This window comes from Thiothrix subterranea, assembly GCF_016772315.1.
GTDB lineage: Bacteria > Pseudomonadota > Gammaproteobacteria > Thiotrichales > Thiotrichaceae > Thiothrix > Thiothrix subterranea.
The window spans coordinates 3,285,220-3,310,896 of the sequence record NZ_CP053482.1; the positions used below are offsets into that span (position 1 = coordinate 3,285,220).

A 25,677-nucleotide genomic window follows, 5' to 3' on the forward strand; every position below is an offset into this window, starting at 1 on the left:
ATTACACCGCCTTGGCTTGCGCGATGGCATTGCCGATGTACGTCGCTGGCGTCAGCGCCATCAACGCATCTTTAGCTTCCTGCGGCATATCCAGCGTATTGACGAATTCGCGTAAGCCTTCTGGCGTAATGCGTTGCCCACGGGTGAGGGCTTTGAGCTTTTCGTAGGGCTGTTCGATGCCGTAGCGACGCATCACGGTTTGGATGGGTTCGGCGAGCACTTCCCAGTTGGCATCGAGGTCGGCGGCAGTGCTGGCAACGTTGACTTCGAGTTTGCTGATACCTTTTAAGGCGGATTGGTAGGCAATTAAGGAATGCCCCAAGCCTACGCCGAGGGTGCGTAATACAGTGGAGTCGGTGAGGTCACGCTGCCAGCGCGAAATCGGCAGTTTTTGTGCTAAATGCGTCATGAGGGCGTTGGCAATGCCGAGGTTGCCTTCGGCATTTTCAAAGTCAATCGGGTTGACTTTGTGCGGCATGGTGGAAGAGCCGACTTCGCCCGCGATGACTTTTTGTTTGAAATGCCCTAGGGAAATGTAGCTCCACACGTCGCGGCAGAAGTCGATCAGGATGGTGTTGAAACGCACTACCGCATCGAAGGTTTCGGCGATGTAATCGTGCGGTTCGATTTGGGTGGTGTACGGATTCCAGGTTAAACCGAGGGAGGTGACGAATTGTTCGGCGGTGGCTTGCCAGTCAATGTCGGGGTAGGCGCTGAGATGCGCGTTGTAGTTGCCGACTGCGCCGTTGATTTTGCCGAAATATTGGGTGGCAAGAATCTGTTGTTGTTGGCGTTGCAGGCGGTAGGCGGTATTCGCCATTTCTTTGCCCAAGGTGGTCGGGGTGGCGGGTTGCCCGTGGGTGCGTGAGAGTAGCGGAATCTCGGCGTAGTCGTGCGCGAGTTGGCGGATCGCACCGAGGGTGGCGGCGAGTTCTGGCTGAATTACCTGTTCCATGCCGCCTTTGAGCATGAGGGCGTGAGAGAGGTTGTTAATGTCTTCGGAGGTGCAGGCGAAGTGGATGAATTCGCTGACTGCTTCCAGTTCGGCTTGTCCGGCGATTTTTTCCTTGAGGTAATACTCGACCGCTTTCACGTCGTGGTTGGTGGTGCGCTCGATGGCTTTGACGCGCAGCGCATCGGTTTCACTGAAATTGCTGAGGATGCTTTCTAAAAAGGCGTTGGTGTCGGCAGAAAAGGCAGGGACTTCGCTGATTTGTGGGTGGGCGGCGAGCATTTGCAACCAGCGGATTTCCACGAGGACGCGGTGGTAAATCAAGCCGTATTCGCTGAACCACGGGCGTAACGCCGCTGTTTTGCTGGCGTAACGCCCATCAGTGGGAGAAAGAGCGGTGAGTGCAGAAAGTTCCATGCCGTATCCTGAGCCAAAAGTCTGAAAGGCTGGGATTGTACCGCAAATTCATCGGGTGTTAAGTCTGTTAATGTGGATGGTAAGTCGTCATCGGGTCTAAAATCGTCGGAATCCCCTCCAACTTAACGTTTGTCTTCGGATAATCCAGCGTGTAATGCAAGCCACGGCTTTCAGGGCGGTTCATCGCCGAGCGAATAATCAGCCATGCCACCAATGCCAGATTGCGCAATTCGATCAAATCGCTGGTGACACGGAAGTTGGCGTAGTATTCGTCAATCTCGCGTAGCAATAATTCAATGCGATGCTGCGCCCGTTGCAAGCGCTTCGTGGTACGCACAATGCCCACGTAATCCCACATAAAGCGGCGGATTTCATCCCAGTTATGCGTAATCACCACGCGCTCATCCGAATCCGTTACGCGGCTTTCATCCCAGTTGGGAATCGGCAAATCCAGCGCCGGTTCTTGCAGGCGTTGCATAATGTCTTGCGCCGCCGATTTGCCATACACCAAGCATTCCAACAAGGAATTACTCGCCAGTCGATTTGCACCGTGCAGCCCGGTATACGATGCCTCACCAATGCAATACAGCGCATCCACATCGGTATGCCCGTTGTGATCAACCATCACCCCGCCGCAGGTGTAATGCGCCGCAGGTACAACTGGCACGGGTTGTTTGCTCATGTCATAGCCAAACTGTTCACAAGTGGCATACACATTCGGAAAATGGCTGAGAATAAATTCACGCGGTTTGTGGCTAATATCGAGGTAAACGCAATCCAGCCCCAGTCGTTTCATTTCGTGGTCAATGGCGCGTGCTACGATGTCACGCGGGGCAAGTTCCGCACGCGGGTCAAAACGCGGCATAAAACGGCTACCGTCCGGCAACAATAAACGCCCACCTTCGCCGCGCACCGCTTCAGTGATCAAGCTGGATTTGGCTTGTGGGTGATACAAGCACGTCGGGTGAAATTGCATGAATTCCATATTGGCAACGCGGCAACCGGCACGCCATGCCATCGCGATACCGTCACCACTCGCGCCGTCGGGGTTGCTGGTGTACAGGTAAACTTTGCTTGCGCCACCCGTGGCTAATACGGTGAAACGCGCTTGCAAGGTTTGAATGCGCTTGGCTTTGCGATTGAGGACATACGCGCCGATACAACGATTGCTGCGATGCCCTAATTTACGCGAGGTAATTAAATCGACCGCAATATGGTGTTCCAATAACTTGATATTGCTGCGCTGGCGTACTTGCCCGACCAGCGTGTGTTCAATCGCTGCGCCACTGGCATCGGCAGCGTGGGCGACGCGGCGGTGGCTGTGGCCGCCTTCGCGGGTTAGGTGCAAGCGTTCGGTATCGTTTTCTTCGCGCGTGAAGGGTACGCCCGCCTCCAGCAGCCATTTGATCGAACTTGCGCCATTTTCCACGGTAAAACGCACAGCGGCTTCGTCGCACAAACCTGCACCTGCATTGAGGGTGTCTTCAATGTGTGAAGCCACGCTGTCGGTGGCATCTAAAACCGCCGAAATGCCGCCTTGCGCGTAGACAGTGCTGCCTTCGGTGAGCACATCTTTGCTCAATACCGCAATCTTGCAGTCGTCGGGCAGGCTGAGTGCTAGGGTCAGACCAGCCGCACCGCTGCCGATGATTAATACATCATACATATTTGTCTCGCTTATTCCTGTGCGGAATTCATCAAGTTTAACTATTCTAATCTTGCTGTGTGGCATGTAGCATATAGTCTTAGTGAGATAATAACCAAGGAGTAAGGCCCTGATGGGCATGAACCTAACCGATCTCGAACTGGTACAACGTGTCCAGTCGGGGGATAAAAGATCATTTGACGTGTTGGTGTTGAAATACCAGCACAAGGTTATCAGCCTTGTGTTGCGCTATGTTCATGACCACGATACTGCGCAGGATGTCGCGCAAGAAGCTTTCATTAAAGCCTATAAAGGGCTGAAAAACTTTCGTGGTGAGAGCGCTTTTTATACATGGTTGTACCGTATCGCGATTAATAGTGCCAAAAATTATCTGGTTTCTCAGAACCGCCGTTTGCCGGATAACGATATTGATGCACATGAAGCGGAACAATTTGAGGGTGACTCGGCTCTAAAGGAATATGCTACTCCCGAACGCGAGTTGCTGACCGCAGAGATTCAGGCCACGGTGTCGCAAGCCATTGATGATTTACCGGAAGATTTGCGTACCGCGATCATGCTGCGGGAGCTGGAAGGCATGAGCTACGAAGAAATTGCAGAGACAATGGACTGTCCAATAGGTACTGTACGCTCACGGATTTTCCGGGCGCGTGAGTCGATTGATAAAGTATTGAGACCCTTACTTGGCTAAAACCCCCGAGAGTAGTGTCTCAGGTGCAGGTGAAATTATGAATACCAGTAAAGAAGAATTCTTGTCGGCGTTTATTGACGACGAGAGCGGTGAATTTGAGCGGCGTCGTTTGCTTGATGAGCTGAAAAAAGACGACGCATTAGGGCAAACCTTGTCACGCTACGCCTTTATCGGCGAGACCATGCGTGCCAGCAAAGGGCAACCGATGGGGCAGGGTATTTCCTTGCTATCCCGCATTCAAGACGAATTGGCGGATGAGCCAGCCTATGCGCCGGATAACGTGGTTGCCATGCCAGCGCGTGCTAATACCACAGCAGCGCCTAGCCGTGTGCAAGCCTACCGTTGGTTTGGCATGGGAATGGCAGCGACCGTGGCAGCCGTGGCGGTGGGTGGTTTGCTGTTTTTCAACCAGCCAACGGCACCGGATGCACAAATGGCGGCAGCATTGCCTGCTACTGTTCCGGTGAATGCGCCAGCTCCAGCACCGACCATGGTGGCAGATGCGGATACGCGCATTCAGCAAGTCGGGCGGGTTGACCCACAAACCCGTGACATTTTGAAACAGTACGTGGCGCAGCATGTGAAATATGCTTCAACCACGGTGATTGCACCATCTATTCGGGCGGCTTCTTATGCTAACGATTAAGTACACGGTTTCCATCGCAGTGTTGGCGGGGGTATTGGCGTGGTCGACCCCTAGCATGGCAAACGAGGCAGGTGATTTGCTGGCAAAAATGCGCAGTGCGGTGCATACACTGGATTACTCCGGCACGCTGGTGTATTCACAAGGCAATGAGCTTTCCAATTACCAGATTAGCCATACGCTGGAAAATGGTACAGAAAAGGAAAGTGTGGTGCGTTTAGCTCAGGGTGCAAGTGCCAGCGATGCGGAAAGCTTTTCTCTGGCAAAGTTCCAGCAGGTTCAGCCACAGATGGAAGCCGTTTATGCCTTGGATTTGGGCGGGCAGGAATTTGTCGCCAACCGCAATTGCCAAGTTGTGGTGGCGCGTCCGCGTGACAAAATGCGTTACTTGCAGCGTTATTGCATCGAGCCAGACACCGGTATGTTGCTGAAATATTCCTTGGTGGATCGTTCGCACAATACGGTTGAGCAATTGATGTTTACTGCCTTGGAGATTGCCGTGCCTGCGCAGGCAGCGCTCCAGCCAACCCCCCCAGTGGCGAATTCGGCACCATCCGCCGCGATACCACCCGCGACGGATTGGGTGTTTGCCTCCTTACCCGCAGGCTTCCAGCAAGTGCAGGATTTGCGGCAGGAAGGCGTGAATGGTCAGCCACCGATCCGCCAACTTATTTTGTCGGATGGCATGACCTCCGTGTCGGTTTTCATCGCGCCACCGGGCGCACCTAGCATGTTGGATAGCATTGGCATCTCCTCCGGTGCGATGAATATCTACGCAACTGAAGTGGCGCAACATCAAGTCACGTTGGTGGGTGAAGTTCCGGCGCTGACCCTGCAACGCATCAGTGAAAACCTGCAATATGCCCGTTGAACCCAAAGTTAGCATGATTAAGTTTGCGTCAAGTTCTGCTGCTTATAATGGCGAAAAAGCATTAGAAAAGAGGGCGCAGCGTATGATTGAGCAAACAGCAGTAGTGGTCAGTGTCGATTCTGGTCATGCATGGATTCTTCCCCAGCAAAAATCCGGGGGATGCAGTGGTTGTGCAACTAAAACCACCTGTTCCACATCTCCTCCCTTTGATTTCTTGAATAAAGAAGCACAGAAAATGCGGGTGTTGAACCCGTCCTATGCACGACCGGGCGATACAGTGGTGGTGGGGGTGCAAGGTGATGCGCTGGTGGCTTATTCCTTGTTGACGTATATGTTGCCGTTGATTAGTTTAATTCTGATGGCATTGTTGGGGCGTGAATTATTGGCATTCATTGGGATTACCAGCGAATGGGCGACAATTTTCAGTGGCATGGCAGGTTTGTTTGGTGGGTTACGGCTTGCCAATCTGGTGGCGGCGCGTTCGTTCCAGTCCAATGATTTCCAGCCAGTGATTTTGCGCGTCGTCGGGCAGCCGCTGTTTACCGGTATTACGCCGCTTGCGTAAGCCTGATTGTTTGGGGAGTGTCATTCCATGCTGATGCCGTGGTTGCGAGTCGTGTTACTCGTTTGTGTTATGTCGTCAGCAGGAATGGCAGTCGCCGGTGAGTTGCCGCAATTCACTGAAATGGTGAAGCAAAATAGCCCCGCCGTCGTGAATATCAGTACCAAACAAAGCATTTCCCCGCAGAAAATATTACCGGATGAATTGCGTTCGCCGGAAACGGACGAGTTGTTTGACGAGCTAATGAAGCGCTTTTTCGAGCGTGACGGCAGTGGCGGGCAGCCGTTTGATTTTGACAGTGATTCGCGTGGTTCGGGGTTTATTTACTCGCAAGACGGTTACATTGTTACCAACCATCACGTTGTGAAAGACGCGAATGCTATCACCATCAAGCTCAGTGACGGGCGTGAATTAGCCGCGCAATTGGTCGGCAGTGATGCACGTACTGATATTGCTTTGCTGAAAGTCGCGGCGACGGGTTTGCCGGTGTTACGTATGGGGAAATCCGAAACGCTGGAAGTCGGTGAATGGGTGTTGGCGATTGGTTCGCCGTTTGGTTTCGACCACAGTGCCACGGCGGGGATTGTGAGCGCGAAAGGGCGGAGTTTACCCGACGATAATTACGTGCCGTTTATTCAAACCGATGTGGCGATTAACCCTGGCAATTCTGGTGGCCCGTTATTCAATCTGGCTGGCGAAGTCGTGGGCATTAACTCGCAGATTTACAGCCGTTCCGGTGGTTTTATGGGAGTCTCTTTCGCGATTCCGATGGATATTGCCCACGGCGTCATTGAGCAGTTGAAGAACAAAGGCGTGGTGTCGCGTGGTTGGATCGGTGTATACGTGCAAGACATCAGCGCCGATTTAGCAGAATCCTTCAATATGGCGAAACCCGAAGGCGCGTTGGTGGCACAGGTGGTGCTGACCGGGCCTGCCGCACGGGTGTTGAATCAGGGCGATGTCATCCTCTCCTTTGCGGGCAAACCGATTGCTAATGCCGCCGCCTTGCCACCGGTTGTGGGGAGTATCCCGATTGGCGAAGCCGTTGCAGTGGAGATTTTACGCGAAGGCAAGCGTGAAACGTTAACCCTGACCGTGCGCGAACAAGTGCCACAAACCCCGAAATCGGTTGAAACTGCGCTGGAACAACAACCCGCTCCCATGATCGGCACACTGGGAATGCAGGTGGTTGATACCGAAGCGGGCGTTATGGTTGAAGCGGTCATGGGTGAACCCGCCCGCCGCACCGGTATTGCTAAAGGCGATATTATTGCGCAACTCGATGGCAAACCGCTGACTTCCGCTGCCGAATTCAAAACCATTGCCGCTGCGCTGGAAGCTGGTAAAACGGTCGCTGTGCTGGTACAACGTGACAATTCGGCACGTTTTCTGGCAATGAAGATCGAGTCAAATGCAAGAGAGTGAAGCAAAAACCCATCTGACCGTGTATTATCGCGTGGGCTGTCACCTTTGTGAGGAGATGACAGCCCTTTTGCATGAATTTCAGGATGAATTGAAATTCACCTTCGGGCTGGTAGACATCGACGCGAATGCAGAATTAACCGTGCGTTTTAATGCGGATGTCCCAGTAGTGGCGTGGGGAGAGCGGATTTTATTCCGGCATTTCTTCGATGAAGCGATTTTGAGGCAAGCATTACAGCATGGGTGAGGCGAACAAAAATATCCGCAACTTTTCGATCATTGCGCATATTGACCACGGTAAATCGACATTATCTGACCGTTTTATCCAATATTGCGGCGGTTTGGAACAGCGGGAAATGGAAGCACAGGTGCTGGATTCAATGGATCTGGAGCGTGAGCGCGGCATTACCATTAAGGCGCAAAGTGTCTCGCTGGATTACAAAGCGCGTAATGGTGAAACCTACCATTTAAACTTCATCGATACACCGGGGCATGTGGATTTCTCCTATGAAGTCTCGCGTTCGTTGGCAGCGTGTGACGGCGCATTGCTGGTGGTGGATGCGTCGCAAGGCGTGGAAGCGCAAAGCGTTGCCAATTGCTACACCGCGATTGATTTGAATCTGGAAGTTGTCCCCGTCCTCAATAAAATTGACTTGCCTGCGGCTGACCCGGATCGCGTGTGTCAGGAAATTGAAGACATTATCGGCATTGATGCCTCCGAAGCGATTCACGTCAGTGCCAAAAGCGGTGTTGGGATTGAAGACTTGCTCGAACAGTTGGTGCAACGCATTCCGCCACCCGTGGGCGACCCCGATGCGCCGCTAAAAGCGTTAATCATTGACTCGTGGTTTGATAACTACCTCGGTGTGGTGGTGTTGGTGCGCGTAATTGATGGTGAAATGCGCAAGAAAATGAAAATCCGCTTTATGTCCAGCGGGCGCGATTTCCAAGTCGAGCGCGTCGGCGTGTATACCCCGAAAATGAAAGATTTGGACGTCTTGCGCGCGGGTGAAGTGGGCTTCATGATTTCCGGCATTAAGGAAATCGCGGTGGCAAAAGTGGGCGATACGCTGACCGATGCGCAACGCCCTGCTACCGTCCCGTTGCAAGGCTTTAAGGAAATTCAGCCGCGTGTTTTCGCCGGTTTGTTCCCGATTGAATCGGATCAGTACGAAAACTTGCGTGATGCGCTTTCCAAGCTGAAATTGAACGATTCCGCCCTGTTTTATGAGCCAGAAACTTCGCAAGCCTTGGGCTTTGGTTTCCGCTGCGGCTTCTTGGGCATGTTGCACATGGAAATTGTGCAAGAGCGTTTGGAGCGGGAATACAATCTCGATTTGATTTCCACCGCACCCACGGTTATTTACGAAGTGGTGCTGACCAACGGTGAAACGCATTTCATGCACAGCCCGTCTGAATTGCCGCCGGTTAATAAGTTGGCAGAAATTCGTGAGCCGATCATTATTGGGACGATTCTTGTGCCGCAAGAATACGTGGGCAACGTGATTACGCTGTGCATGGAAAAGCGCGGCGTGCAAAAGAATATGCAGTACATGGGCAGCCAAGTGTCATTGACGTTTGAATTACCGCTGGCGGAAGTGGTGATGGACTTTTTTGACCGCCTGAAATCGTGCAGCCGTGGTTATGCTTCGTTCGATTACGCGATGGATCATTTTGAAACGGCGCCGATGGTGCGGGTGGATGTGCTGGTGAATGGCGAAAGAGTCGATGCGTTAGCGCTGATGATTCACCGCGATTTTGCGCAGTCACGCGGGCGCATGTTGGTGGAAAAGATGAAAGACCTGATTCCGCGTCAAATGTATGAAGTGGCGATTCAGGCAGCCATCGGCAGTAATATCATTGCCCGCAGCACCGTCAAAGCGATGCGCAAAGACGTGACCGCGAAATGCTACGGCGGCGACGTGAGCCGCAAACGCAAATTGCTCGAAAAACAAAAAGAGGGCAAAAAGCGCATGAAGCAAGTGGGTAGTGTGGAAATTCCACAAGAAGCATTCCTCGCCGTCTTGAGAGTCAGCGATAAATAAACATTAGTAAGGACAAGACATGGATTTTGATCTGGAGTTTTTGTTAGTCACCGCGACGGCAGTGACGGGCATTATTTGGTTGCTGTACGCACTGTTTACCAAGAAAAAAGCACCTGAGCATGAGCCGGTATTATTGGAATACGCGCGTTCCTTCTTTCCGGTATTGCTGGCGGTATTGTTGTTGCGCTCGTTTGTGGCAGAACCGTTTCGGATTCCTTCGGGGTCGATGTTACCGACCTTGGAAATTGGCGATTTTATTTTGGTGAATAAATTTGCGTATGGTTTACGCTTGCCAGTATTGCACACCAAAATCTTGGAAGTGGGTGAGCCGCAGCGTGGCGATGTGGTGGTGTTCCGTTACCCTGATAATCCGTCGATTGATTACATTAAGCGTTTGGTGGGTGTGCCGGGTGATGTGGTCAGTTGGAATGATAAAACGTTGATTGTAAACGGAGTGGAGCTAAATCGTACCTTGCAGGGGGATTATATTCGCCCGGATCAAAGAACCCCGCCGTCAATTCATCTGAAAGAAGATTTGTTGGGTGTGACGCATGATATATTGGTAACGCCCGGTCGCGTTGGCCCCACGGGTTCACAGACTATCCCCGCCGGTCATTATTTGATGATGGGTGACAACCGCGATAACAGCAATGACGGTCGTATGTGGGGCTTAGTTCCTGAGGCTAATATCGTCGGTAAAGCGACTCTGGTGTGGATGCACATGAACTGGGGTGGTGACGGTTTCAACTTCTCGCGGATCGGTAATAAAATGCAGTAATTTCTCTTAGCTCCTCCCCTGATAAGGGGAGGGTGGGAGGGGTTTCTTCTAATCAATCAATAACAATAAAGGTAAGCAGTATGCGCAAGCAACAAGGTGCAACATTTTTGACGTGGGTTGCGGGTGTCGGTTTGGTGATTTTTGCGTTCATTACTGGCGTGAAACTTGTGCCGCTGTACCTGGAGTTTTACTCGGTGCGTTCGCTGGTAGATCGCGTGGCACAGGAGTCTTCCAGTAAGACTTCAGTTCAGCAAATCCGGCGTAAAGTCGATGATTATATGAATGTGAACAGTTTGAACTCCTTGGCATCCAGCGATTTCAAAGTGGTGCCAGTCGAGGGTAAAAATGATGTGAAAGCACTTGAAATATACTATGAAGTGCGTAAACCTTGGGTGGCGAACATTGATTTTCTAGTAAACTTTAATTACTCCAAAGAGCTGGGAGCGGCTGACGATACTTGAACAAATTGACCAAGCTACTGGGTAGCGAATTGATGGCGACGGACACGTTTGTTCGCGCCATCACCCACCGCAGCGCGGAAGGGAAGCATAACGAGCGCATGGAGTTCCTTGGTGATAGCGTGCTTGGGCTAATTATCACCACGGAGCTTTATCAGCGAATGCCACGCGCCAGCGAAGGCTATTTGAGCCGTTTGCGAGCGTCATTGGTGAATGAAAACGCCCTCGCAGGGATTGCGGTGGAACTCACCATCGGTGATTTTTTGCGTTTAGGCTCAGGCGAACTGAAAAGCGGGGGTTTCCGGCGCAAATCCATTATTGCGGATGCGTTCGAGGCGATTGTCGGCTGCATTTATTTGGAGCAGGGCATGGAGTCCGCCAAAAAGTTTGTGCTGACTGCTTACGGTGATCGACTCGATAATCTGCCAGCAGAAGACACCCTCAAAGACCCGAAAAGTCGCTTGCAAGAATTCCTGCAATCACGCGGGCATGACTTGCCAGACTACACCCTGATTGATACGCAGGGCGAAGCACACAAACAAACCTTTACGGCAGAATGCGTTATCCCCAAACTCAATATCCGCACCACCGGCACGTCCGGTAGCCGCCGCAAGGCAGAGCAGGAAGCCGCCGGACTCGCATTTCAACAGGTAACAGCCAAATGACAGACGCTACTCCCTCCACCCAACGTTGTGGCCATGTCGCCATTGTTGGTCGCCCGAATGTGGGCAAATCCACGCTGATGAACTTGTTGATTGGCTTCAAAGTATCCGCCACGGCGAATAAGCCGCAAACCACGCGCCACAGCATTCGCGGTATTTTGACCGAAGACGATTACCAGATAATTTTCGTGGATACGCCGGGGATTCACCGTACTTCCAAGAGCTTGCTGAACAAAACCATCAATCTCGAAGCTGTCGCTGCGTTGGAAGGTGTGGATGCGGTGGTGATGATCGTGGAATCACTGAAATGGCAGGATGAAGATGATTTGGTGTTGCAACGCCTAGGGCATGTCACTTGCCCCGTGTTTCTGGTTGCCAACAAAGTTGACCGCTTAGAGAAAAAAGAACGCCTGTTGACGTGGTTGCCGGAAGTATTGAAGAAATACCCGTTCAAGGAAGTGTTCCCACTTTCCGCCACCAAAGGCATGAACGTACCACAGCTTAAAGCCGCACTCGCGAAAGTTATGCCGCAACAGGATTGGGTTTACGCCGAAGACGATGTGACCGATCAATCGACCCGCTTCATTTGTGGCGAGCTGATCCGCGAGCAGTTGATGACGTATTTGTATCAGGAAATGCCGTATTCCACCGCGATTGAGATCGAAACCTTTGAGGAAAAGCCGCACTTGACCGAGATTAACGCGGTGATTTGGGTGAGCCGTGAAAATCAAAAAGGCATCGTCATCGGGCATAGGGGTGAAGCGCTCAAACGCATCGGCAGTTCGGCACGGATTGCGCTGGAAGCGTTTCTTGAACGTAAGGTGATGCTGAAGTTGTGGGTGCGGGTGGAAGAAAATTGGGAAAATAGTCCACGGCATTTACAGAGCTTGGGGATTTCAACCTGAGTGTTGCCGGAGCTTTCGCCAATTTTCATCCTACGGCGTAACCCCTACCGCGACACCAGCCTATTGCTGGATATGTTCACTCGTGAGGCGGGCAAGATCACTTGCGTCGCCAAATTCGGACAGGGTAAGGGGATGCGCTCCAAGGGAATACTCGAACCTTTCCGTCAACTTGAAGCCAGTTGGACGGGCAAGGGCGAAGTTTTCACTCTGTTCAATGCCGAAGAAAAACGCCGTTTCCCACTGAAAGCTGCCGGATTAATTAGGGCGGTGTATGCCAACGAATTGCTGTTGCGAGCCTTGTGGCAACACCAGCCGCAGCCGGAATTATTCGCCCAATACCAGCAAACGCTATTCCGCCTCGAAAATCCCGCCGACGTACTCGCACTGCCGTTGTTTGAACTGGACATGTTGGCAATGGCAGGCTATGTTCTCAATCTGTGGCACGATGATGCAGAAGGGCATGACATCGAACCCGCAATGCGTTACCGTTTCCGCCCCGACCACGGTTTGTATGCGGATGCGGGGGAGGGCAAAGGTGTTCCCGTTAGTGGTAGTTTGCTGATTGCGTTGCGCGAACCCGAAACGATGAACCCCGAACAACGGCTGGAATTGCGCCATACGCTTGATTACCTGATCCAGATGTTGCTGAAAGGCAAAACCTTGAATGCGAGAAAATTGTTCCATGAATAAGATCGAACTCGGTGTCAATATTGACCACATCGCCACCTTACGCCAAGCGCGTGGCACGGCTTACCCCGATTTACTGGAAGCGGTACGTTTGGTGGAAGACGCAGGCGCACACGCGATTACCATTCATTTGCGCGAAGATCGCCGCCACATTCAAGATGCGGATGTCTACGCGATTCGTCAAATGTGTACGCGCCGTTTGAATCTGGAGCTGGCAGCGACGGATGAAATGGTGGGCATTGCTTGCGATGTATTGCCGAATGATGCGTGTGTCGTCCCCGAAAAACGCGAAGAACTCACCACCGAAGGCGGTTTGGATATTATCGGGCAGTTTGAGCGGGTGCGCAGCGTGACCCAGCGGTTGAATGCGGCGAATATCCGCGTGTCGCTGTTCATCGAGCCGGATATTGAGCAAATTCGCCGCGTGCCGGACATTGGTGCACCGGTGATTGAATTGCACACCGGTACGTATGCGAATGCCACGGGCGAAGCCAAGCAGCGTGAACTTCAGCGCATTCAAGCGGCTACCGAGTTTGCGCACAGCCTCGGTATTCAGGTGAACGCGGGGCATGGGCTGGATTACAACAATACGCAAGCGATTGCCGCGATTGCCAACATCCGCGAACTCAATATCGGGCATTCGATGGTGGCGCGGGCGGTGTTTGTGGGTATCCGTCAAGCGACGGTGGAAATGTTGGAATTGATGCAAGCAGCGCGTGCTGTTGGATAAAGGAGATTTGATATGACAGATCAGCAACCACTATTAAATTCAGATTTGCGTATTACCGAGATTGGTGTGCGCGGTTTGTTTGGGATGTACGATCACACCATCAAACTCAATAGTGAAGAGCGAATCACTATTATTCATGGTCCCAATGGGGTTGGTAAGACAGTTTTTCTAGGTTTGGCTCATAATTTATTATTAGGTCAATTTCAACGTTTAGTAGCAATACCTTTCGACTATTTTGTGGTGAAATTTGATAATGATTCTGTTTTGAGTTGTACACGAGATTTCGTGGAAGGTGAGGTAATACATAGACTTCACATTCATACTGTCGATATGGATTGGGCAGTAACTAGTCGAGGTGTATTTAATTTAGTTAAGGTTGCCCCTGATTTTTTGGAAGTATGTACTAAAGTTCTTAAACAGCATATTGATCCCTATGCTGGATCTAATACTGTCTATAATTTATCCTATAGTTTGCATAATCCCATTAACATGCCGGATAAATTTTCTGATAAATGGCTGGAAATGTGGGCAATACTCTTATTGCATTTTCATCGTGAATTGACTCAGTTGCCAGCTTATTTGATAGGAGTTGATCGTTTATTAAAAAGTCAAGTCAATACTTTCCAGCTCAGTGATGCAGATAGCCCAATCAATGTGAGTCTTCGTATAAATATTTATTCAAAACAATTAGTAGATTTTTTGAATCAGGCATTACTTACGTATGGGCAAAAAACCAGTCAATTAGAACAAACCTTTCCTGATCGCTTAATGGATTTGAGTGAAGATGTGCCGAACATTCAGCTTTTAAAGGAATCGTTTGCTGAAATTAGTCAACAAAGAAAGCGTTACGAAGAAGTTGGGCTATTGGAAGTAAATGTGGATGCTGATCGATTTGATACTAAACGTTTTTCACAGGGTTTGTCATCTGTTAAGTTAGTGGCAATGAACTTACATGCGCAAGATGCGAAATCTAAATTAGATGTGCTAGAGCCTTTAGCGAAACGCCTTGAAAGATTTCTCTCCTTGATTAATAGTAAGTTTAGCAATAAATCATTGCGGATAGAATATGGTAAAGGTATAGTAATGCGTGATAGCGATGGTAATTCTATTGCCTTAACTGTATTATCAACAGGCGAGCAGCATTTGTTCATATTGTTATATGATTTAATTTTCTTGATAAGAAAAAATCAGCTAGTGCTTATTGATGAACCTGAGGCAGGGCTGCATGTGAGTTGGCAGGATAGCTTTATTGATGATTTGAAAGCAATTATAGATATTGCACAGTTTGACGTTATTTTGGCTACACATTCACCGTATATTATTGGTGATCACTCGAATTTAATGGTGGCTTTGTCTGCGAAGCAAGCAAAGGTAGCCAACTAAATGAATATTAAAAGTGCAAGAAAGCCCGGAGTAATTGTTTCTGAAATTGAACTCTTGAAAGAAACGCACGATGGTGGATTTCTATTGGTTGAGGGTGACAGCGATAGTAAGTTTTGGAAGCATCATGTTGATAAAAAACGCTGCAATATTCGCATCGCCGGTAATAAACCTAGTGTATTAGGTGCTGCAAAAAAACTAGATGAAAAACAAGATTTGTCTTCGATGGGTATAGTTGATGCCGATTTTGACAGGGTGAATGAGATTGATTATGGTATTGGTCGAGTAGTAATGACTGATCATCATGACCTTGAAATGTTATTAGTTAAGAGTAGAGCATTAGAACGTGTATTGTGTGGTTTTGTTAATGAAGATGCTCTTAGTGGTTTTGAGAATAAACAGAAAGATAGTATTCTGAACTATGTGCTTAGTATCTCTTTGATATGGGGTCGTTTGCGATATTTGCATGTTATTGAACAGTATTCCTTTGAGTTTGACTTTAGCCCTTATAAGTATATTCCTAAAAACTCCTCTCTTCAGGTCAATATAGATAATTTATATTCTGATTTTTGTATCAAATCAACCATACCACTGTCAGTTTTACACGAAAAACTATTAATGGTGCCAACTGAACCCTTGGAAGATATGATTCAAGGACATGATTTACTAGAAGTATTATTTATTGTATTGCGTGAAATAGGGTGTGAGAAAACAATAAAAAATGGTAATGATTTGTCGCCATTATTGCATTTAGCCTTTCACTCCGATGATCTTTGTAAAACCACAATGTTCCAATCACTGAAACAGCTTGATACCACTTGGAATCTCAATATGCTACCGGATTGTGCATGACCATTCTAGGCATCGGCACAGACATCGTGGAAATCGCCCGCCTTGCGGAAACGATGCAACGCCATCCCACCCGTTTCCCCGAACGCATCCTGCACCCCAGTGAACTCGAACGTTTCGCCACCCAAGCCAACCCCGCCGCATGGCTGGCGAAACGCTTCGCCACCAAAGAAGCCCTTGCCAAAGCCCTCGGCACAGGCATTGGCAAAGAAGTGCGCTTGCAAGAAATCGAAACCACTCACGATGCACGCGGTAAACCGCTGCTGCAATTGCACGGCGTAACGTTGGCAACTGCCACCACAATGGGCGTAACCTCGTGCCAGCTTTCCGTCGCCGACGAGCGCACCCACGCTCTCGCGTTTGTGATCGTGTCGAATTAAACCCAACCCTACGCGCCAAATCCCTATACCCTGTCAATCTTCCTTGCTGTTGGTTGATAGATAAAATGCCGCTGCCGTTACGTATTCGCTACCAAACGGTTGAGTTTGGCAAGACCGATATTCACCTCTGTACGCTCCGTGACAAGCAAGAGTTTAGCGACCCCGACCAAGTAGCCCACGATTTGGGTATCTTTTCCGCGCAGTGGTCGCTGTTTGGGGTAGTGTGGCCTTCCAGTTTGGTGCTGGCGCATTACGTGTGCGATTACCAAACTGACGGCAAGCGCATTCTGGAAATTGGTTGCGGCATGGCGTTATCCAGCCTATTGCTGAATCACCAACACGCCGATATTACTGCCACGGATTACCACCCTGAGGTGGCGTTTTTCCTGCAACGTAATACCCTGCTTAATCATGGCGCGGTGATTCCGTTTGAACAGGCGGATTGGGCGGCTGAAACCAACACGCTGGGGCAATTTGATTTGATCATTGGTAGCGATCTTTTGTACGAAGATCAACACATCAAGCAGTTGGCGGGCTTTATCGAAAAATGTGCGAAACCGACGTGCGAAGTGATTCTGATCGACCCCGGTCGCGGGCGCAAAAACAAGCTGGGTTTGCAAATGGAGGGCCATGGCTTTTCCAGTTCGCAGCGTAAACCGATTCATACCGATTACCTTGAACAGCCGTTCAAGGGGCATATTCTAACGTTTCGGCGCGATGCTTGACGGGCGCTGCTTGCGCACACCACTTGTGCAATTCCGCCACCAAGGTCGGCGTATCCAACGGCTTACCCAAATGCCCGTTCATCCCCGCTTTCAAGCATTCGGCAATGTCAGCCGACATCGTATTCGCCGTCAATGCAATCACTGGAATGGCTGGGTTGCGTACTGCTGCCATTCCCGCATGAATGCTGCTCCCGCGTATATGGCGACTCGCTTCCAGACCATCGCATTCGGGCATTTGTACATCCATCAGCACTAAATCGTAGTCGGCATCAATCAGGTGTTGAATCGCTTGCGTGCCGTTTTCGACCAAATCGACCTGCGTAAGACCCAGCGTTTCCAACATGGCTTGCGCGATAATTTGATTAATCGGGTTGTCTTCTGCCAGTAAAATGCGGCAGTCAGGGTTCAATGGTGCATCCGGCGGTGTTGCGGTGGCTGGTATTGTCTCAGGGGTTGGTGTGGCTACCTGATACGGCAGCTCGAACCAGAAACACGAGCCTTGCCCTTCTTCACTGTGCATTCCAATCTCGCCGTGCATCAGGCTGACTAATTGCTTGGAAATTGCCAATCCCAATCCCGTGCCGCCGTATTTGCGGGCGGTTGACGATTCCATCTGCTGGAAACTGTGGAACAACAGTTGTTGCTTTTCAACGGGAATGCCAATGCCGGTGTCGGTAATGTCAAAGCGCAGCCGTTCGCCATTCGCTGTCCGTTTGATCGTCAGCGTGATCGCGCCCGTTTCGGTAAACTTAATGGCATTGCCGAGTAAGTTGAGCAAGATTTGTTGCGTGCGGATTTCATCGCCAAGCAAGTAAGGCGCAATGTCGGCACTGATGTTGATGGTGAATGCCAGCCCTTTTTCCTTGGCACGGATTTCGAGCAAATGCTGTAAATGCGCCACCATGTCGCGTAGCGGATAGCTGGTTTGTTCCAACGCCATTTTGCCTGCTTCGATTTTGGAAAAATCCAGCAAGTCATTCAGCAAGGCCAGCAGCGTTTTGCCGCTGCGGTGGATCAGGGCAACGTATTGTTGCTGTTCAGCCGTTTTCACCAACGGGGTCAGCAATTCGCTTGCGCCCAGAATACCGTTCATTGGCGTGCGCAATTCATGGCTCATATTAGCTAGAAACTGGCTTTTGGCTTGGTTGGCGACTTCGGCAGTTTCCTTGGCGGTTGCTAATTTAGCAGCTTGTTGTTCTAGCAAATCATTTTTGTAGAGAAGCTGGTAGTAGTCACGGTGCAGGCTCTTACCAAAGGTTTGCGTGACGATACTGAATAGGAGCAGCGACAAGGCTATGGTATACGCGCTGGCAGTACCCATGCTCACCAGCACAATGACTTGCGGCCAAATCATGATATTGACGTAGGTGATAAACAAGGGGTTGTGGGGCGCAAGGCTAGTGGTCGTGCCAACACACAGCATCAACAGTGGCATTAACATCAGCGTTCCTTGCTCCGCCAGCCCGACATGAACCAACCCCCACGCGGTGAACAGCGCCCAAACACTGACGGAAACGATCAGATTAATGCTAAGCAGCAGTCGTGCTCTATCGGGGCGTGCCTTGTAGTGGACAGGGAATCGTTTCAATAATACAAAGCGTATGCTGCCTAAAATCAGCATTAACAAACCTATACCGTAAACGAGGGTAGGGTTGTGCTGCACAATATCCGTCCCCAACACCACCACAACCCAACTAATCATGTAGGGGAACACGCCATTGATCGAGCGGCGGCTTAGATCATAGTCGCTTTGGATGCGCATGGCGGCTGATACAGGGACGTTTCCTACGGATACAGAATTCACACGATTTCCGATTTGTTTTTATGATGAGTGGTAGTGACGTTACCGCATTGCGGCTTAAGGTCAAGTCAAATCCGCCAGTAGGTAGCGAATCCGGGGGATGGCTGGTAAGCTCTTTACCTTGACACAAAATCAAGAGCGCCGGACATGCATTACCCCACCATTGAAGATTTCATCGGCAACACCCCACTAGTACGGCTGCAACGCTTGCCGGGGCAAACCACCAATACGATTCTGGTCAAACTGGAAGGCAATAACCCCGCTGGTTCTGTCAAAGACCGACCGGCATTGAGCATGATTCAGCGAGCGGAAGCGCGTGGTGATATTCAACCGGGTGATACGCTGATCGAAGCCACCAGTGGTAATACCGGGATTGCGCTGGCAATGGCAGCGGCGATCAAGGGTTATAAAATGATCTTGATCATGCCCGAAACCATGAGTGCCGAACGCCGCGCTTCCATGAAAGCCTACGGCGCGGAACTGATCCTTGTCAGCAAAGAGGCGAGCATGGAGGGAGCGCGTGACCTTGCTATCCAAATGGATCGTGACGGCAAAGGTAAGTTGTTGAATCAGTTTGCCAACGAAGACAATCCGCTGGCGCACTTCCATTCCACTGGGCCGGAAATCTGGCGTGATACCCACGGGCAAGTGACGCATTTTGTCAGTAGCATGGGTACGACCGGAACGATTATGGGTACGGGGCGTTTCCTCAAGTCCAAGAATCCTGATGTGCAAATTGTGGGAGTGCAACCGGCGACGCAAACCGACCAGATTCCGGGGATTCGGCGTTGGACACCGGAGTATTTGCCGGAAATTTTCCACCGCAATGAGGTTGATCGCGAAATGGACATGAGTCAGCCGGAGGCGGAAGACACCATGCGGCGCTTGGCTTCGGAAGAGGGGATTTTCTGCGGGGTATCGTCCGGCGGGTCAGTGGCAGCGGCGTTGAGGCTTTCTAAAGAAGTCGAGAATGCCACCATTGTGGCGATTATTTGTGATCGGGGCGACCGTTACATTTCCACTGGCGTATTTCCGGCATAGGCACTGATGGATTATTCAACCCTTCTTTTCACCGCGTGGCACAAACTGTGATTTTGCTGGCGGCGGTGGCGAGTCATATGCAGGCGCGTCCACCAGCTTGACGTACTCATGGTGTGATAGGGGGGGCCACTTATCCTCAATCCTCAAGTTCAGATTTACGGGGGGTAATCAACCGTTTGCAGTTAACACCCGAAACCCAGCCTGATCAAAATGCTTGTCAAATGCCAAAGCGGTGGTGAGCTTCATTTCACGCATGACAACGAATGACAGACAATCGACCATTCCCCATTCTTTATCCTTGTAGCGTTGGTACAGATCAAAAGCGTCCTTGAACAGCAAGGGGTTCATGTGGATCAAAGTCACATCCTCTGCTTCCTGAAAGTGCTGGATGATTTCGACAGCCTGTGTTTTGAAGCTACGGGAAAGGGCGTTGCCTACTTCCAGCAGGACTGCATCGGTTGTTACCAGTGGGTGCCCAACAAAATACGGTTCGAGTTGCAGGGCTTCATCGTGATGCTGGTCATTGGCGTTGATGTACGCAAGTACGTAGCCCGTATCGACAAATAAAGGTTCAACCATGTGTTTGCCCCAACACGTAAGCATCGTGGTTTTCGGACAAGTCGGGGGCTGCGTGGATTTTTTCGATGGTACGCAGGCGTTCCAGTAGTGTTTTGGGTTTGGGCGTTGCTGGGGATGCTTCATTGGCAGGCAGCAAGATAACCCGCACGGATAAACCTTCCCATTGTTGACGGTACATTTCTGGTATCAACAACATGCCGCTGTGTGGGGTGGCATTGAATTCAATGGCTTGCATGGTGTTCTCCTGATTTTTGCGTATAGCGGGATTCTAGCATGGAAAGCGTGGTGTCCTCACCCTCCCGCATACGGCTCTATCCAGCCATCTTCACCGGGGGCAGTCAAATCTGGGCAGGTTTTCTGGTAGGGCAACATCCTGCAATTTGCTACAATGGCTGTACTGCACCAACCGCCTGAATAAAGTATTCATTCCCATGAAACGCACCATCGAAATAGATTGCCTGCCCGAATTAAGGAGCTCACCCATGTTGAGTCAAACTGAAAAACTGCTCCGTTTCCGGCAAATTCGCCGCCGTAACTACCGTGCCAGTTTGCGGCTGGAAGGGTTTGCGCCATCAAGCCAAACGCATTTGGACGAACAAGCCCCTCTGCTTTCCCCGCAAGACATTGAAAGCCGCATTGCCCAAATCAAGGCAAGGTATGTCGGATAAATACGGTGTCAGCCAAGACCCGGACTGTTACCCGAACAGTTCAGTACTGGTCAATAAACTCAAGATCCGTGATGCGCAGGAGTTGGAAGCTGTTGAAGCTGAGTTGACCCAACTTCGCAGCGAATCCTTCGAACCGGATTTTGCCGCGTTTGATTTGGGTGCGTTGGCGGCGATTCATCGGCATTTGTTTCAGGACATTTATCCGTGGGCGGGGCAACTCCGCACGGTGGACATCAGCAAAGGCACTACCCGTTTTTGTTCTGCCCAGTACATCCAGAAAGAGGCTGACCGCTTGCTTGCCCGTTTGCAGAATGAGCAATGGTTGGAAGGGCTGGCGTTGACTGAGTTTGTTGCCAGGATTGCGAATTATTATTGCGAACTGAATGTGATCCATCCGTTCAGGGAAGGCAACGGGCGTACCCAACGCCTGTTTTTCGAGGCGATTGCGCTCAATGCGGGGTATGAGGTGGATTGGTCACAAGTGAACCGGGATGAATGGCTGGATGCCAACATCCGGGGGTATTTTGCTGATCTTGCGCCATTGCAGGCAATCTTTGCGCGGATTGTCAGCAGTTTGTAGAGCCGCTTCACTCTCCCGCATACGGTTCTACCCAGCCCTCTTCGCCGGGGGCTAGCAAATCCGGGCAGTTTTTGGTAGGGAACAATTCGCTTAAGGGTTTGTTGAAGCGTTAAATGTGAATTAAGGGCAAACAACCAGCCATAGTGAAAGCCATTATCATACGGGAACTTTCTACTTTTCTCGGATGCACTGGACTCTCACTATGGACTGGCAAGATCAATTGATAGCGATTTATCTGTACCTTTGCAAGCAATATAAAGCGGATCTTTGGGCGTGTGTACAGCGTTTCTCTCCCCATGTTGAATTACAACTGACGGATGAGGAAGTCATTACGCTGTACTGGTTTGGCTTGCTGGACGGTCATCGCACCATTAAACAGATTCATACTTATGCCGATCGCCATTGACGGGACTGGTTCCCCGCGTTGCCGAGTTATCCTGCTTATGTGATGCGCCTGAACCGTTTGGCTGACCTGTTCGCCCCGCTATTGGAGCGCATTCAGTCTGAGGTTCCTCCAACGGATGGAAAACTGCTAGTGGACTCTTTCCCCGTTGCGTTGGCAAGACAGGGGCATCGCTTCAAAGCTTGTGTCGCTGCCAATATTGCTGATCATGGCTACTGTGCGACGAAAAAACTGTATTTTTATGGGGTACGTGTTCATGTCATTGGACGTAAACAAGCGGGAACGTTGCCCACACCCGAATACATCGGTTTGCTGCCTGCCAGCGCACCGGATGGCAAAGTGTTTGACCAAATCAGACCTGTTCTGAAGCAGGAGGAAGTCTTCGGTGACAAAGCGTATCAGCGACCGGATGCTGCCGATGTTGAACAATTCCAGCAACTGACCGTGCTCACACCGGTCAAAAAGAAAAAGGGACAACGCTATCTGGATGCCGATGAGCAATGGCTGTCAACCGCTGTGTCACAAGTACGCCAACCGATTGAAACGCTGTTTGCCTCAAATGTACGTTCATACCAAGGATTGCTCGTTCATGTATTTGGACGATTAGCTGCGGCCCTGTTTTTCTGGAATCAGCTACGAAAATGCCCTTAATTCACATTTAAGCGCTTGTCTTTGTTTGTCCTCACAGGCTTGGGAATCTCTAAAAACCCCCTGAACCCCGTACAAATGTGAGAAAATACCCATCCGAGCCAACGACCCCGTTACTAGCCATGCCCAAGAAAAGTGCCATCAAAACCAGCCTGTTTGCCGCCGAAGAGCGTGAACAGAAACTCAACCGCAAGGGCGACCTGCTGTCCACGCTGAACCAGCACGTCAACTTTGTCGCCTTGGCAGCAGAAATCGACCACATCGCCCCACGCCCCAGTGACAAGCGAGGAGGCCCTCCGCCCTACCCAACGGAATTGATGGTACGGGTCTTTGTGTTGCAACACCTGTACAACCTGTCGGACGAGGCATTGGAATACCAGTTGCTTGACCGGCTGTCGTTCCAACGCTTCTGTGGTCTGCGGCATTCCAGCACGATCCCGGATGCCAATACCTTGTGGGTGTTCCGTGAACGGATCAGCGCGGCAGGTGGCGCGGATGCCCTGTTTGATGCCGTCCAACGGCAGTTACAACAACACGGTTTTATTGCCCGTGGTGGTCAAATCGTCGATGCCACGCTGGTGGAAGCCCCTAAACAACATTTCCACAAAGAAGAAAAAGTGCTGTTGGAACAAGCGGCAACACCGAAGGACTGGACACCTGCGCAACGTCGCCAAAAGGATACGGAAGCAAGCTGGACGAAGAAACACGGTAAAAGCTACCACGGCTACAAACTCAGCATCAGTGCCGACCGGAAATACAAACTCATCCGCAAACGCCACATCAGCACGGCCAAAGAGCATGACACCAACCATTTTGAAGCGGTGCTTGACCAAGCCAACACCAGCCGTGACGTATGGGCGGACAAAGGTTACGAAGACCAATCCCGTGAACAACGCCTCAACCAAAGTAGCTGGCGGTTACACATCCAGCACAAAGCCAAGAAAGGCAAGCCGCAATCCGACTGCCAGAAACGCCGCAACACCCGCATCGCCAGACCTCGCGCACGGGTTGAGTATGTGTTTGGGTCAATCTGTGCGATGGGTGGCAAAGCCATCCGTAGCATTGGGTTGGCACGGGCAGTATTCGGCCTCAGCATCAAAACAACCGTATATAACCTGCGGCGGCTTTGTTCGCTCAAAGCAAGCGGAGTTGTGCCTATTTGAGGGGAAATCCCCGAAAAAGCCGCAAAAATGCGGGAAAACAACCTGAAAATTGAGATGGATTGCTGTTTTTTAACAAAATGCCGATAGGCCAACGCTAACCACTGCAATATGCCGGGTTTTTAGAGGTTTCCGCTTGTTTGTCTGCTTCGCGTTTATAGGCACAGCGTTCTTCGAGGAAACGTACCACCTGACCCAGTTTGGTTTCATCCGGGTTTGGTGCATCTAGTAACGGGCGCAACTTGCGGGTTTCGTCCGTCCAAGTGATGTGATAACCCAGTTCAGGAAACAGGGATGAGGTACAGATTTAATCTGCAATTCATCGCGCTGCATTTCCCAGATAAAGCGCAGTGTAGCAGACACCGCAGCCGGGTCGAAGTCGTAAATCAGGCGGAAAATCGGGCTATCCAGTTTCCACAACCGAACGGTCTTATCTTCTGAACCACTGGCGATCACTTTGCCATCCGGGCTGTACGCCACTGACCGAATAGGGGCAGTATGACCTTGCAGGGTTTTCAGAGTGTCACCGCTGCTCGCATCCCACAGGCGCATGGTCTTATCCCCTGAACCGGAGGCGATCATCTTGCTATCCGGGCTGTATGCCAGTGTCGATACATAATTCGTGTGACCGCTGAGCGTGTTCAACATCTGACCCGTCGCTGCATTCCACAGGCGTATAGTCTTATCCCCTGAACCGGAGGCGATCACCTTGCCATCCGGGCTGTACGCCAGTGCCGACACTCCCAAGCTGTGACCGCTGAGCGTGTTCAACACCTGACCCGTTGCCGCATCCCACAGGCGCACGGTCATATCTCCTGAACCGGAGGCGATTACCTTGCCATCCGGGCTGTACGCCAGTGCCGACACTCCCAAACTGTGACCGCTGAGCGTTTTCATTTCCTTGCCCGTCGCTGCATCCCACAGGCGCATAGTCTTATCCTCTGAGCCGGAGGCGATCACCTTGCCATCCGGGCTGTATACCAGTTCGCTGATAGCACCGATATTGAGTGAGGGGATTTGCTTGCGTTCCGTTGATAAATCCTGTTCACGAATGGCGCTCAAATGCCCCAAGGTGGCAGGCAGCACTGCCTCTTTACCTTCAGACACTGCCTGTGCGGCAGCATCCAGCCCGTACAACCAAGCAGTGCGCATTTGCATAGGATCGGCAAGCGCTTCACCCCGGATGACCTTATCGGGGATAAGCTGAAATACCTTTTCTTCAAATACTTTGGCGAGGTTATAATTCGCCTCCAATGTTCGTTGTTCTGCCTCTTCCTTCTGCTGAACGGCTAATTCCCGCTGCTGCTCCTTCTCATTCGCCTGCCATAGTGTTGTTAGTATCCCCACCAAAAACACTCCAATAAATGCGACTATTGCCGTCCATTGCAGGTGCTGCCTCCGCTTCGCCGCTTTCGCACTCGCCGTAATAAATCCGCGCTCATCTGCGCCAATCAACAGGGAATCCGGGTATTGCTCTAAGACCTGATGCGCTTCTGCCAGCCGTTTTTCCCGTAACAGGCTGCCGCTGACACCGTTTCTCCATGCGGTAATGCTGTCTTCCAAACGAAGTCGCCAGCTTTTGATTTCACGGTTGCTTTCCAGCCAGCCCCGTAACCGCTGCCAATCGCGGATCAGGGCTTCATGCGCTACGGTGATGGTAGCTTGCCCGTGGTCGTCGTGGTCTTGGGTCAGCAGCCGTTCGTGTGTGACCAGTTGCGCCAGCAGCGCATCAAGGGCTGCGGTGTAAGGAGCTTCCGCATGGCAAACCTCACTGATACCGAAATCCGCCTCAATCGGATTACCGCTTTGATTGCCAGTTTGAGCGAAGTGCAGGCCGAGCGTTTCATCAGCCTAATTTTTGCGTGAGCCGTTTGATTAAACCCAATGGCGGCAGAAACTTTAGGAGGATACCGGGCTTGAAACGTTGAGCCGAATGACTGGATCAGTGCTTGCTGTGGGCGGTATCGAACAATTCTG

The 25,677-nt window shown here is 51.0% G+C and carries 31 protein-coding genes; 24 read left to right on the forward strand and 7 right to left on the reverse strand.

Annotated elements, in window-relative coordinates; genetic code table 11:
* Nucleotide 1 precedes the first annotated feature (1 nt).
* Together purB and nadB are read right to left on the reverse strand one after the other, a co-directional pair.
* Entirely contained in the window at nt 2-1,369 is a 1,368-nt protein-coding gene (gene purB / locus HMY34_RS16230; protein ID WP_202716479.1) for an adenylosuccinate lyase, read from the reverse strand.
* A 67-nt stretch (nt 1,370-1,436) separates the two neighbouring features.
* Complete coding sequence (nadB, locus tag HMY34_RS16235; protein WP_202716480.1) at nt 1,437-3,035, reverse strand: L-aspartate oxidase; 1,599 nt, start codon at nt 3,033-3,035, stop codon at nt 1,437-1,439.
* A gap of 112 nt (nt 3,036-3,147) precedes the next feature.
* Here nadB and rpoE point away from each other — a divergent pair, with 112 nt between their 5' ends.
* The 17 genes from rpoE to HMY34_RS16320 all read left to right on the forward strand — a co-directional run bounded on the left by rpoE (nt 3,148) and on the right by HMY34_RS16320 (nt 16,820).
* The gene (rpoE, locus tag HMY34_RS16240) at nt 3,148-3,723 is read left to right on the forward strand and encodes an RNA polymerase sigma factor RpoE (protein ID WP_202716481.1); all 576 of its coding nucleotides are present in this window, start codon (nt 3,148-3,150) and stop codon (nt 3,721-3,723) included.
* A gap of 37 nt (nt 3,724-3,760) precedes the next feature.
* Complete coding sequence (locus HMY34_RS16245) at nt 3,761-4,369, forward strand: sigma-E factor negative regulatory protein (RefSeq protein WP_202716482.1); 609 nt, start codon at nt 3,761-3,763, stop codon at nt 4,367-4,369.
* A complete protein-coding gene (locus HMY34_RS16250; RefSeq protein WP_202716483.1) occupies nt 4,356-5,237 on the forward strand; it encodes a MucB/RseB C-terminal domain-containing protein in 882 nt (293 codons plus the stop codon). The genes HMY34_RS16245 and HMY34_RS16250 overlap by 14 nt, the downstream gene beginning before the upstream one ends.
* Before the next feature lie 82 nt (nt 5,238-5,319).
* Complete coding sequence (locus HMY34_RS16255) at nt 5,320-5,802, forward strand: SoxR reducing system RseC family protein (RefSeq protein ID WP_202716484.1); 483 nt, start codon at nt 5,320-5,322, stop codon at nt 5,800-5,802.
* A 27-nt stretch (nt 5,803-5,829) separates the two neighbouring features.
* Nucleotides 5,830-7,224, forward strand: coding sequence for a Do family serine endopeptidase (locus tag HMY34_RS16260; protein WP_202716485.1), 1,395 nt, complete (start codon nt 5,830-5,832; stop codon nt 7,222-7,224).
* Nucleotides 7,211-7,468, forward strand: a complete 258-nt coding sequence (locus HMY34_RS16265; RefSeq protein ID WP_202716486.1) for a glutaredoxin family protein — start codon at nt 7,211-7,213, stop codon at nt 7,466-7,468. Before HMY34_RS16260 ends, HMY34_RS16265 begins: the two co-directional genes overlap by 14 nt.
* Nucleotides 7,461-9,266 carry a translation elongation factor 4 gene (lepA, locus tag HMY34_RS16270; RefSeq protein WP_202716487.1) on the forward strand — a complete coding sequence of 602 codons (1,806 nt, stop codon included), beginning with the start codon at nt 7,461-7,463 and terminating at the stop codon, nt 9,264-9,266. Before HMY34_RS16265 ends, lepA begins: the two co-directional genes overlap by 8 nt.
* Before the next feature lie 19 nt (nt 9,267-9,285).
* The gene (gene lepB / locus HMY34_RS16275; protein ID WP_202716488.1) at nt 9,286-10,044 is read left to right on the forward strand and encodes a signal peptidase I; all 759 of its coding nucleotides are present in this window, start codon (nt 9,286-9,288) and stop codon (nt 10,042-10,044) included.
* 80 nt (nt 10,045-10,124) lie between these two features.
* Nucleotides 10,125-10,505 (forward strand): DUF4845 domain-containing protein, encoded by a 381-nt coding sequence (locus HMY34_RS16280; protein WP_202716489.1) that lies wholly within the window; start codon nt 10,125-10,127, stop codon nt 10,503-10,505.
* A complete protein-coding gene (gene rnc, locus HMY34_RS16285; RefSeq protein WP_202716490.1) occupies nt 10,502-11,167 on the forward strand; it encodes a ribonuclease III in 666 nt (221 codons plus the stop codon). The genes HMY34_RS16280 and rnc overlap by 4 nt, the downstream gene beginning before the upstream one ends.
* Nucleotides 11,164-12,069 (forward strand): GTPase Era, encoded by a 906-nt coding sequence (era, locus tag HMY34_RS16290; protein WP_202716491.1) that lies wholly within the window; start codon nt 11,164-11,166, stop codon nt 12,067-12,069. Before rnc ends, era begins: the two co-directional genes overlap by 4 nt.
* On the forward strand, nt 12,070-12,759 hold the full coding sequence (recO, locus tag HMY34_RS16295; protein WP_202716492.1) for a DNA repair protein RecO: 690 nt from the start codon (nt 12,070-12,072) through the stop codon (nt 12,757-12,759).
* Complete coding sequence (pdxJ, locus tag HMY34_RS16300) at nt 12,752-13,486, forward strand: pyridoxine 5'-phosphate synthase (protein ID WP_202716493.1); 735 nt, start codon at nt 12,752-12,754, stop codon at nt 13,484-13,486. Before recO ends, pdxJ begins: the two co-directional genes overlap by 8 nt.
* Nucleotides 13,487-13,498: 12 nt before the next feature.
* Complete coding sequence (locus HMY34_RS16305; RefSeq protein ID WP_202716494.1) at nt 13,499-14,869, forward strand: AAA family ATPase; 1,371 nt, start codon at nt 13,499-13,501, stop codon at nt 14,867-14,869.
* On the forward strand, nt 14,870-15,718 hold the full coding sequence (locus HMY34_RS16310) for a DUF4435 domain-containing protein (RefSeq protein ID WP_202716495.1): 849 nt from the start codon (nt 14,870-14,872) through the stop codon (nt 15,716-15,718).
* Nucleotides 15,715-16,095 (forward strand): holo-ACP synthase, encoded by a 381-nt coding sequence (gene acpS / locus HMY34_RS16315; protein WP_202716496.1) that lies wholly within the window; start codon nt 15,715-15,717, stop codon nt 16,093-16,095. Before HMY34_RS16310 ends, acpS begins: the two co-directional genes overlap by 4 nt.
* 65 nt (nt 16,096-16,160) lie before the next feature.
* The gene (locus tag HMY34_RS16320; RefSeq protein WP_202716497.1) at nt 16,161-16,820 is read left to right on the forward strand and encodes a class I SAM-dependent methyltransferase; all 660 of its coding nucleotides are present in this window, start codon (nt 16,161-16,163) and stop codon (nt 16,818-16,820) included.
* Here HMY34_RS16320 and HMY34_RS16325 read toward each other — a convergent pair.
* Complete coding sequence (locus tag HMY34_RS16325; protein ID WP_202716498.1) at nt 16,783-18,624, reverse strand: ATP-binding protein; 1,842 nt, start codon at nt 18,622-18,624, stop codon at nt 16,783-16,785. The genes HMY34_RS16320 and HMY34_RS16325 overlap by 38 nt on opposite strands.
* Before the next feature lie 144 nt (nt 18,625-18,768).
* Here HMY34_RS16325 and cysM point away from each other — a divergent pair, with 144 nt between their 5' ends.
* Nucleotides 18,769-19,662: a cysteine synthase CysM gene (gene cysM / locus HMY34_RS16330; RefSeq protein ID WP_202716499.1), complete on the forward strand. Its 894-nt coding sequence runs from the start codon at nt 18,769-18,771 to the stop codon at nt 19,660-19,662.
* A 168-nt stretch (nt 19,663-19,830) separates the two neighbouring features.
* Here the strand turns inward: cysM and HMY34_RS16335 are convergent, their stop codons facing one another.
* Together HMY34_RS16335 and HMY34_RS16340 are read right to left on the reverse strand one after the other, a co-directional pair.
* Complete coding sequence (locus tag HMY34_RS16335) at nt 19,831-20,241, reverse strand: type II toxin-antitoxin system VapC family toxin (protein WP_202716500.1); 411 nt, start codon at nt 20,239-20,241, stop codon at nt 19,831-19,833.
* Nucleotides 20,234-20,476: a hypothetical protein gene (locus tag HMY34_RS16340; protein ID WP_202716501.1), complete on the reverse strand. Its 243-nt coding sequence runs from the start codon at nt 20,474-20,476 to the stop codon at nt 20,234-20,236. Before HMY34_RS16340 ends, HMY34_RS16335 begins: the two co-directional genes overlap by 8 nt.
* A 247-nt stretch (nt 20,477-20,723) precedes the next feature.
* Between HMY34_RS16340 and HMY34_RS16345 the strand changes: the two genes are divergently transcribed.
* From HMY34_RS16345 to HMY34_RS16365, 5 genes are all read left to right on the forward strand, one after another.
* The gene (locus HMY34_RS16345; RefSeq protein WP_202716502.1) at nt 20,724-20,909 is read left to right on the forward strand and encodes a YhfG family protein; all 186 of its coding nucleotides are present in this window, start codon (nt 20,724-20,726) and stop codon (nt 20,907-20,909) included.
* A complete protein-coding gene (locus HMY34_RS16350) occupies nt 20,899-21,489 on the forward strand; it encodes a putative adenosine monophosphate-protein transferase Fic (RefSeq protein ID WP_202716503.1) in 591 nt (196 codons plus the stop codon). The genes HMY34_RS16345 and HMY34_RS16350 overlap by 11 nt, the downstream gene beginning before the upstream one ends.
* A gap of 202 nt (nt 21,490-21,691) precedes the next feature.
* Nucleotides 21,692-21,895: a hypothetical protein gene (locus HMY34_RS16355; RefSeq protein WP_202716504.1), complete on the forward strand. Its 204-nt coding sequence runs from the start codon at nt 21,692-21,694 to the stop codon at nt 21,893-21,895.
* Between the two features lie 18 nt (nt 21,896-21,913).
* Entirely contained in the window at nt 21,914-22,543 is a 630-nt protein-coding gene (locus HMY34_RS16360; protein WP_202716505.1) for a transposase, read from the forward strand.
* 119 nt (nt 22,544-22,662) lie between these two features.
* Nucleotides 22,663-23,703 (forward strand): IS5 family transposase, encoded by a 1,041-nt coding sequence (locus tag HMY34_RS16365; RefSeq protein ID WP_202716506.1) that lies wholly within the window; start codon nt 22,663-22,665, stop codon nt 23,701-23,703.
* Nucleotides 23,704-23,797: 94 nt separating this feature from the next.
* On the opposite strand, the gene HMY34_RS16370 is transcribed toward HMY34_RS16365, so the two are convergent.
* Both HMY34_RS16370 and HMY34_RS16375 read right to left on the reverse strand, forming a co-directional pair.
* The gene (locus tag HMY34_RS16370) at nt 23,798-23,941 is read right to left on the reverse strand and encodes a hypothetical protein (protein WP_202716507.1); all 144 of its coding nucleotides are present in this window, start codon (nt 23,939-23,941) and stop codon (nt 23,798-23,800) included.
* Nucleotides 23,926-25,425 (reverse strand): WD40 repeat domain-containing protein, encoded by a 1,500-nt coding sequence (locus tag HMY34_RS16375; RefSeq protein WP_407701860.1) that lies wholly within the window; start codon nt 25,423-25,425, stop codon nt 23,926-23,928. Before HMY34_RS16375 ends, HMY34_RS16370 begins: the two co-directional genes overlap by 16 nt.
* On the opposite strand from HMY34_RS16375, the gene HMY34_RS16380 reads away from it, so the two are divergent.
* Nucleotides 25,342-25,566, forward strand: coding sequence for a hypothetical protein (locus tag HMY34_RS16380; protein WP_202719272.1), 225 nt, complete (start codon nt 25,342-25,344; stop codon nt 25,564-25,566). The two genes, HMY34_RS16375 and HMY34_RS16380, sit on opposite strands and share 84 nt — an antisense overlap.
* The last annotated feature ends 111 nt before the right edge of the window (nt 25,567-25,677 follow it).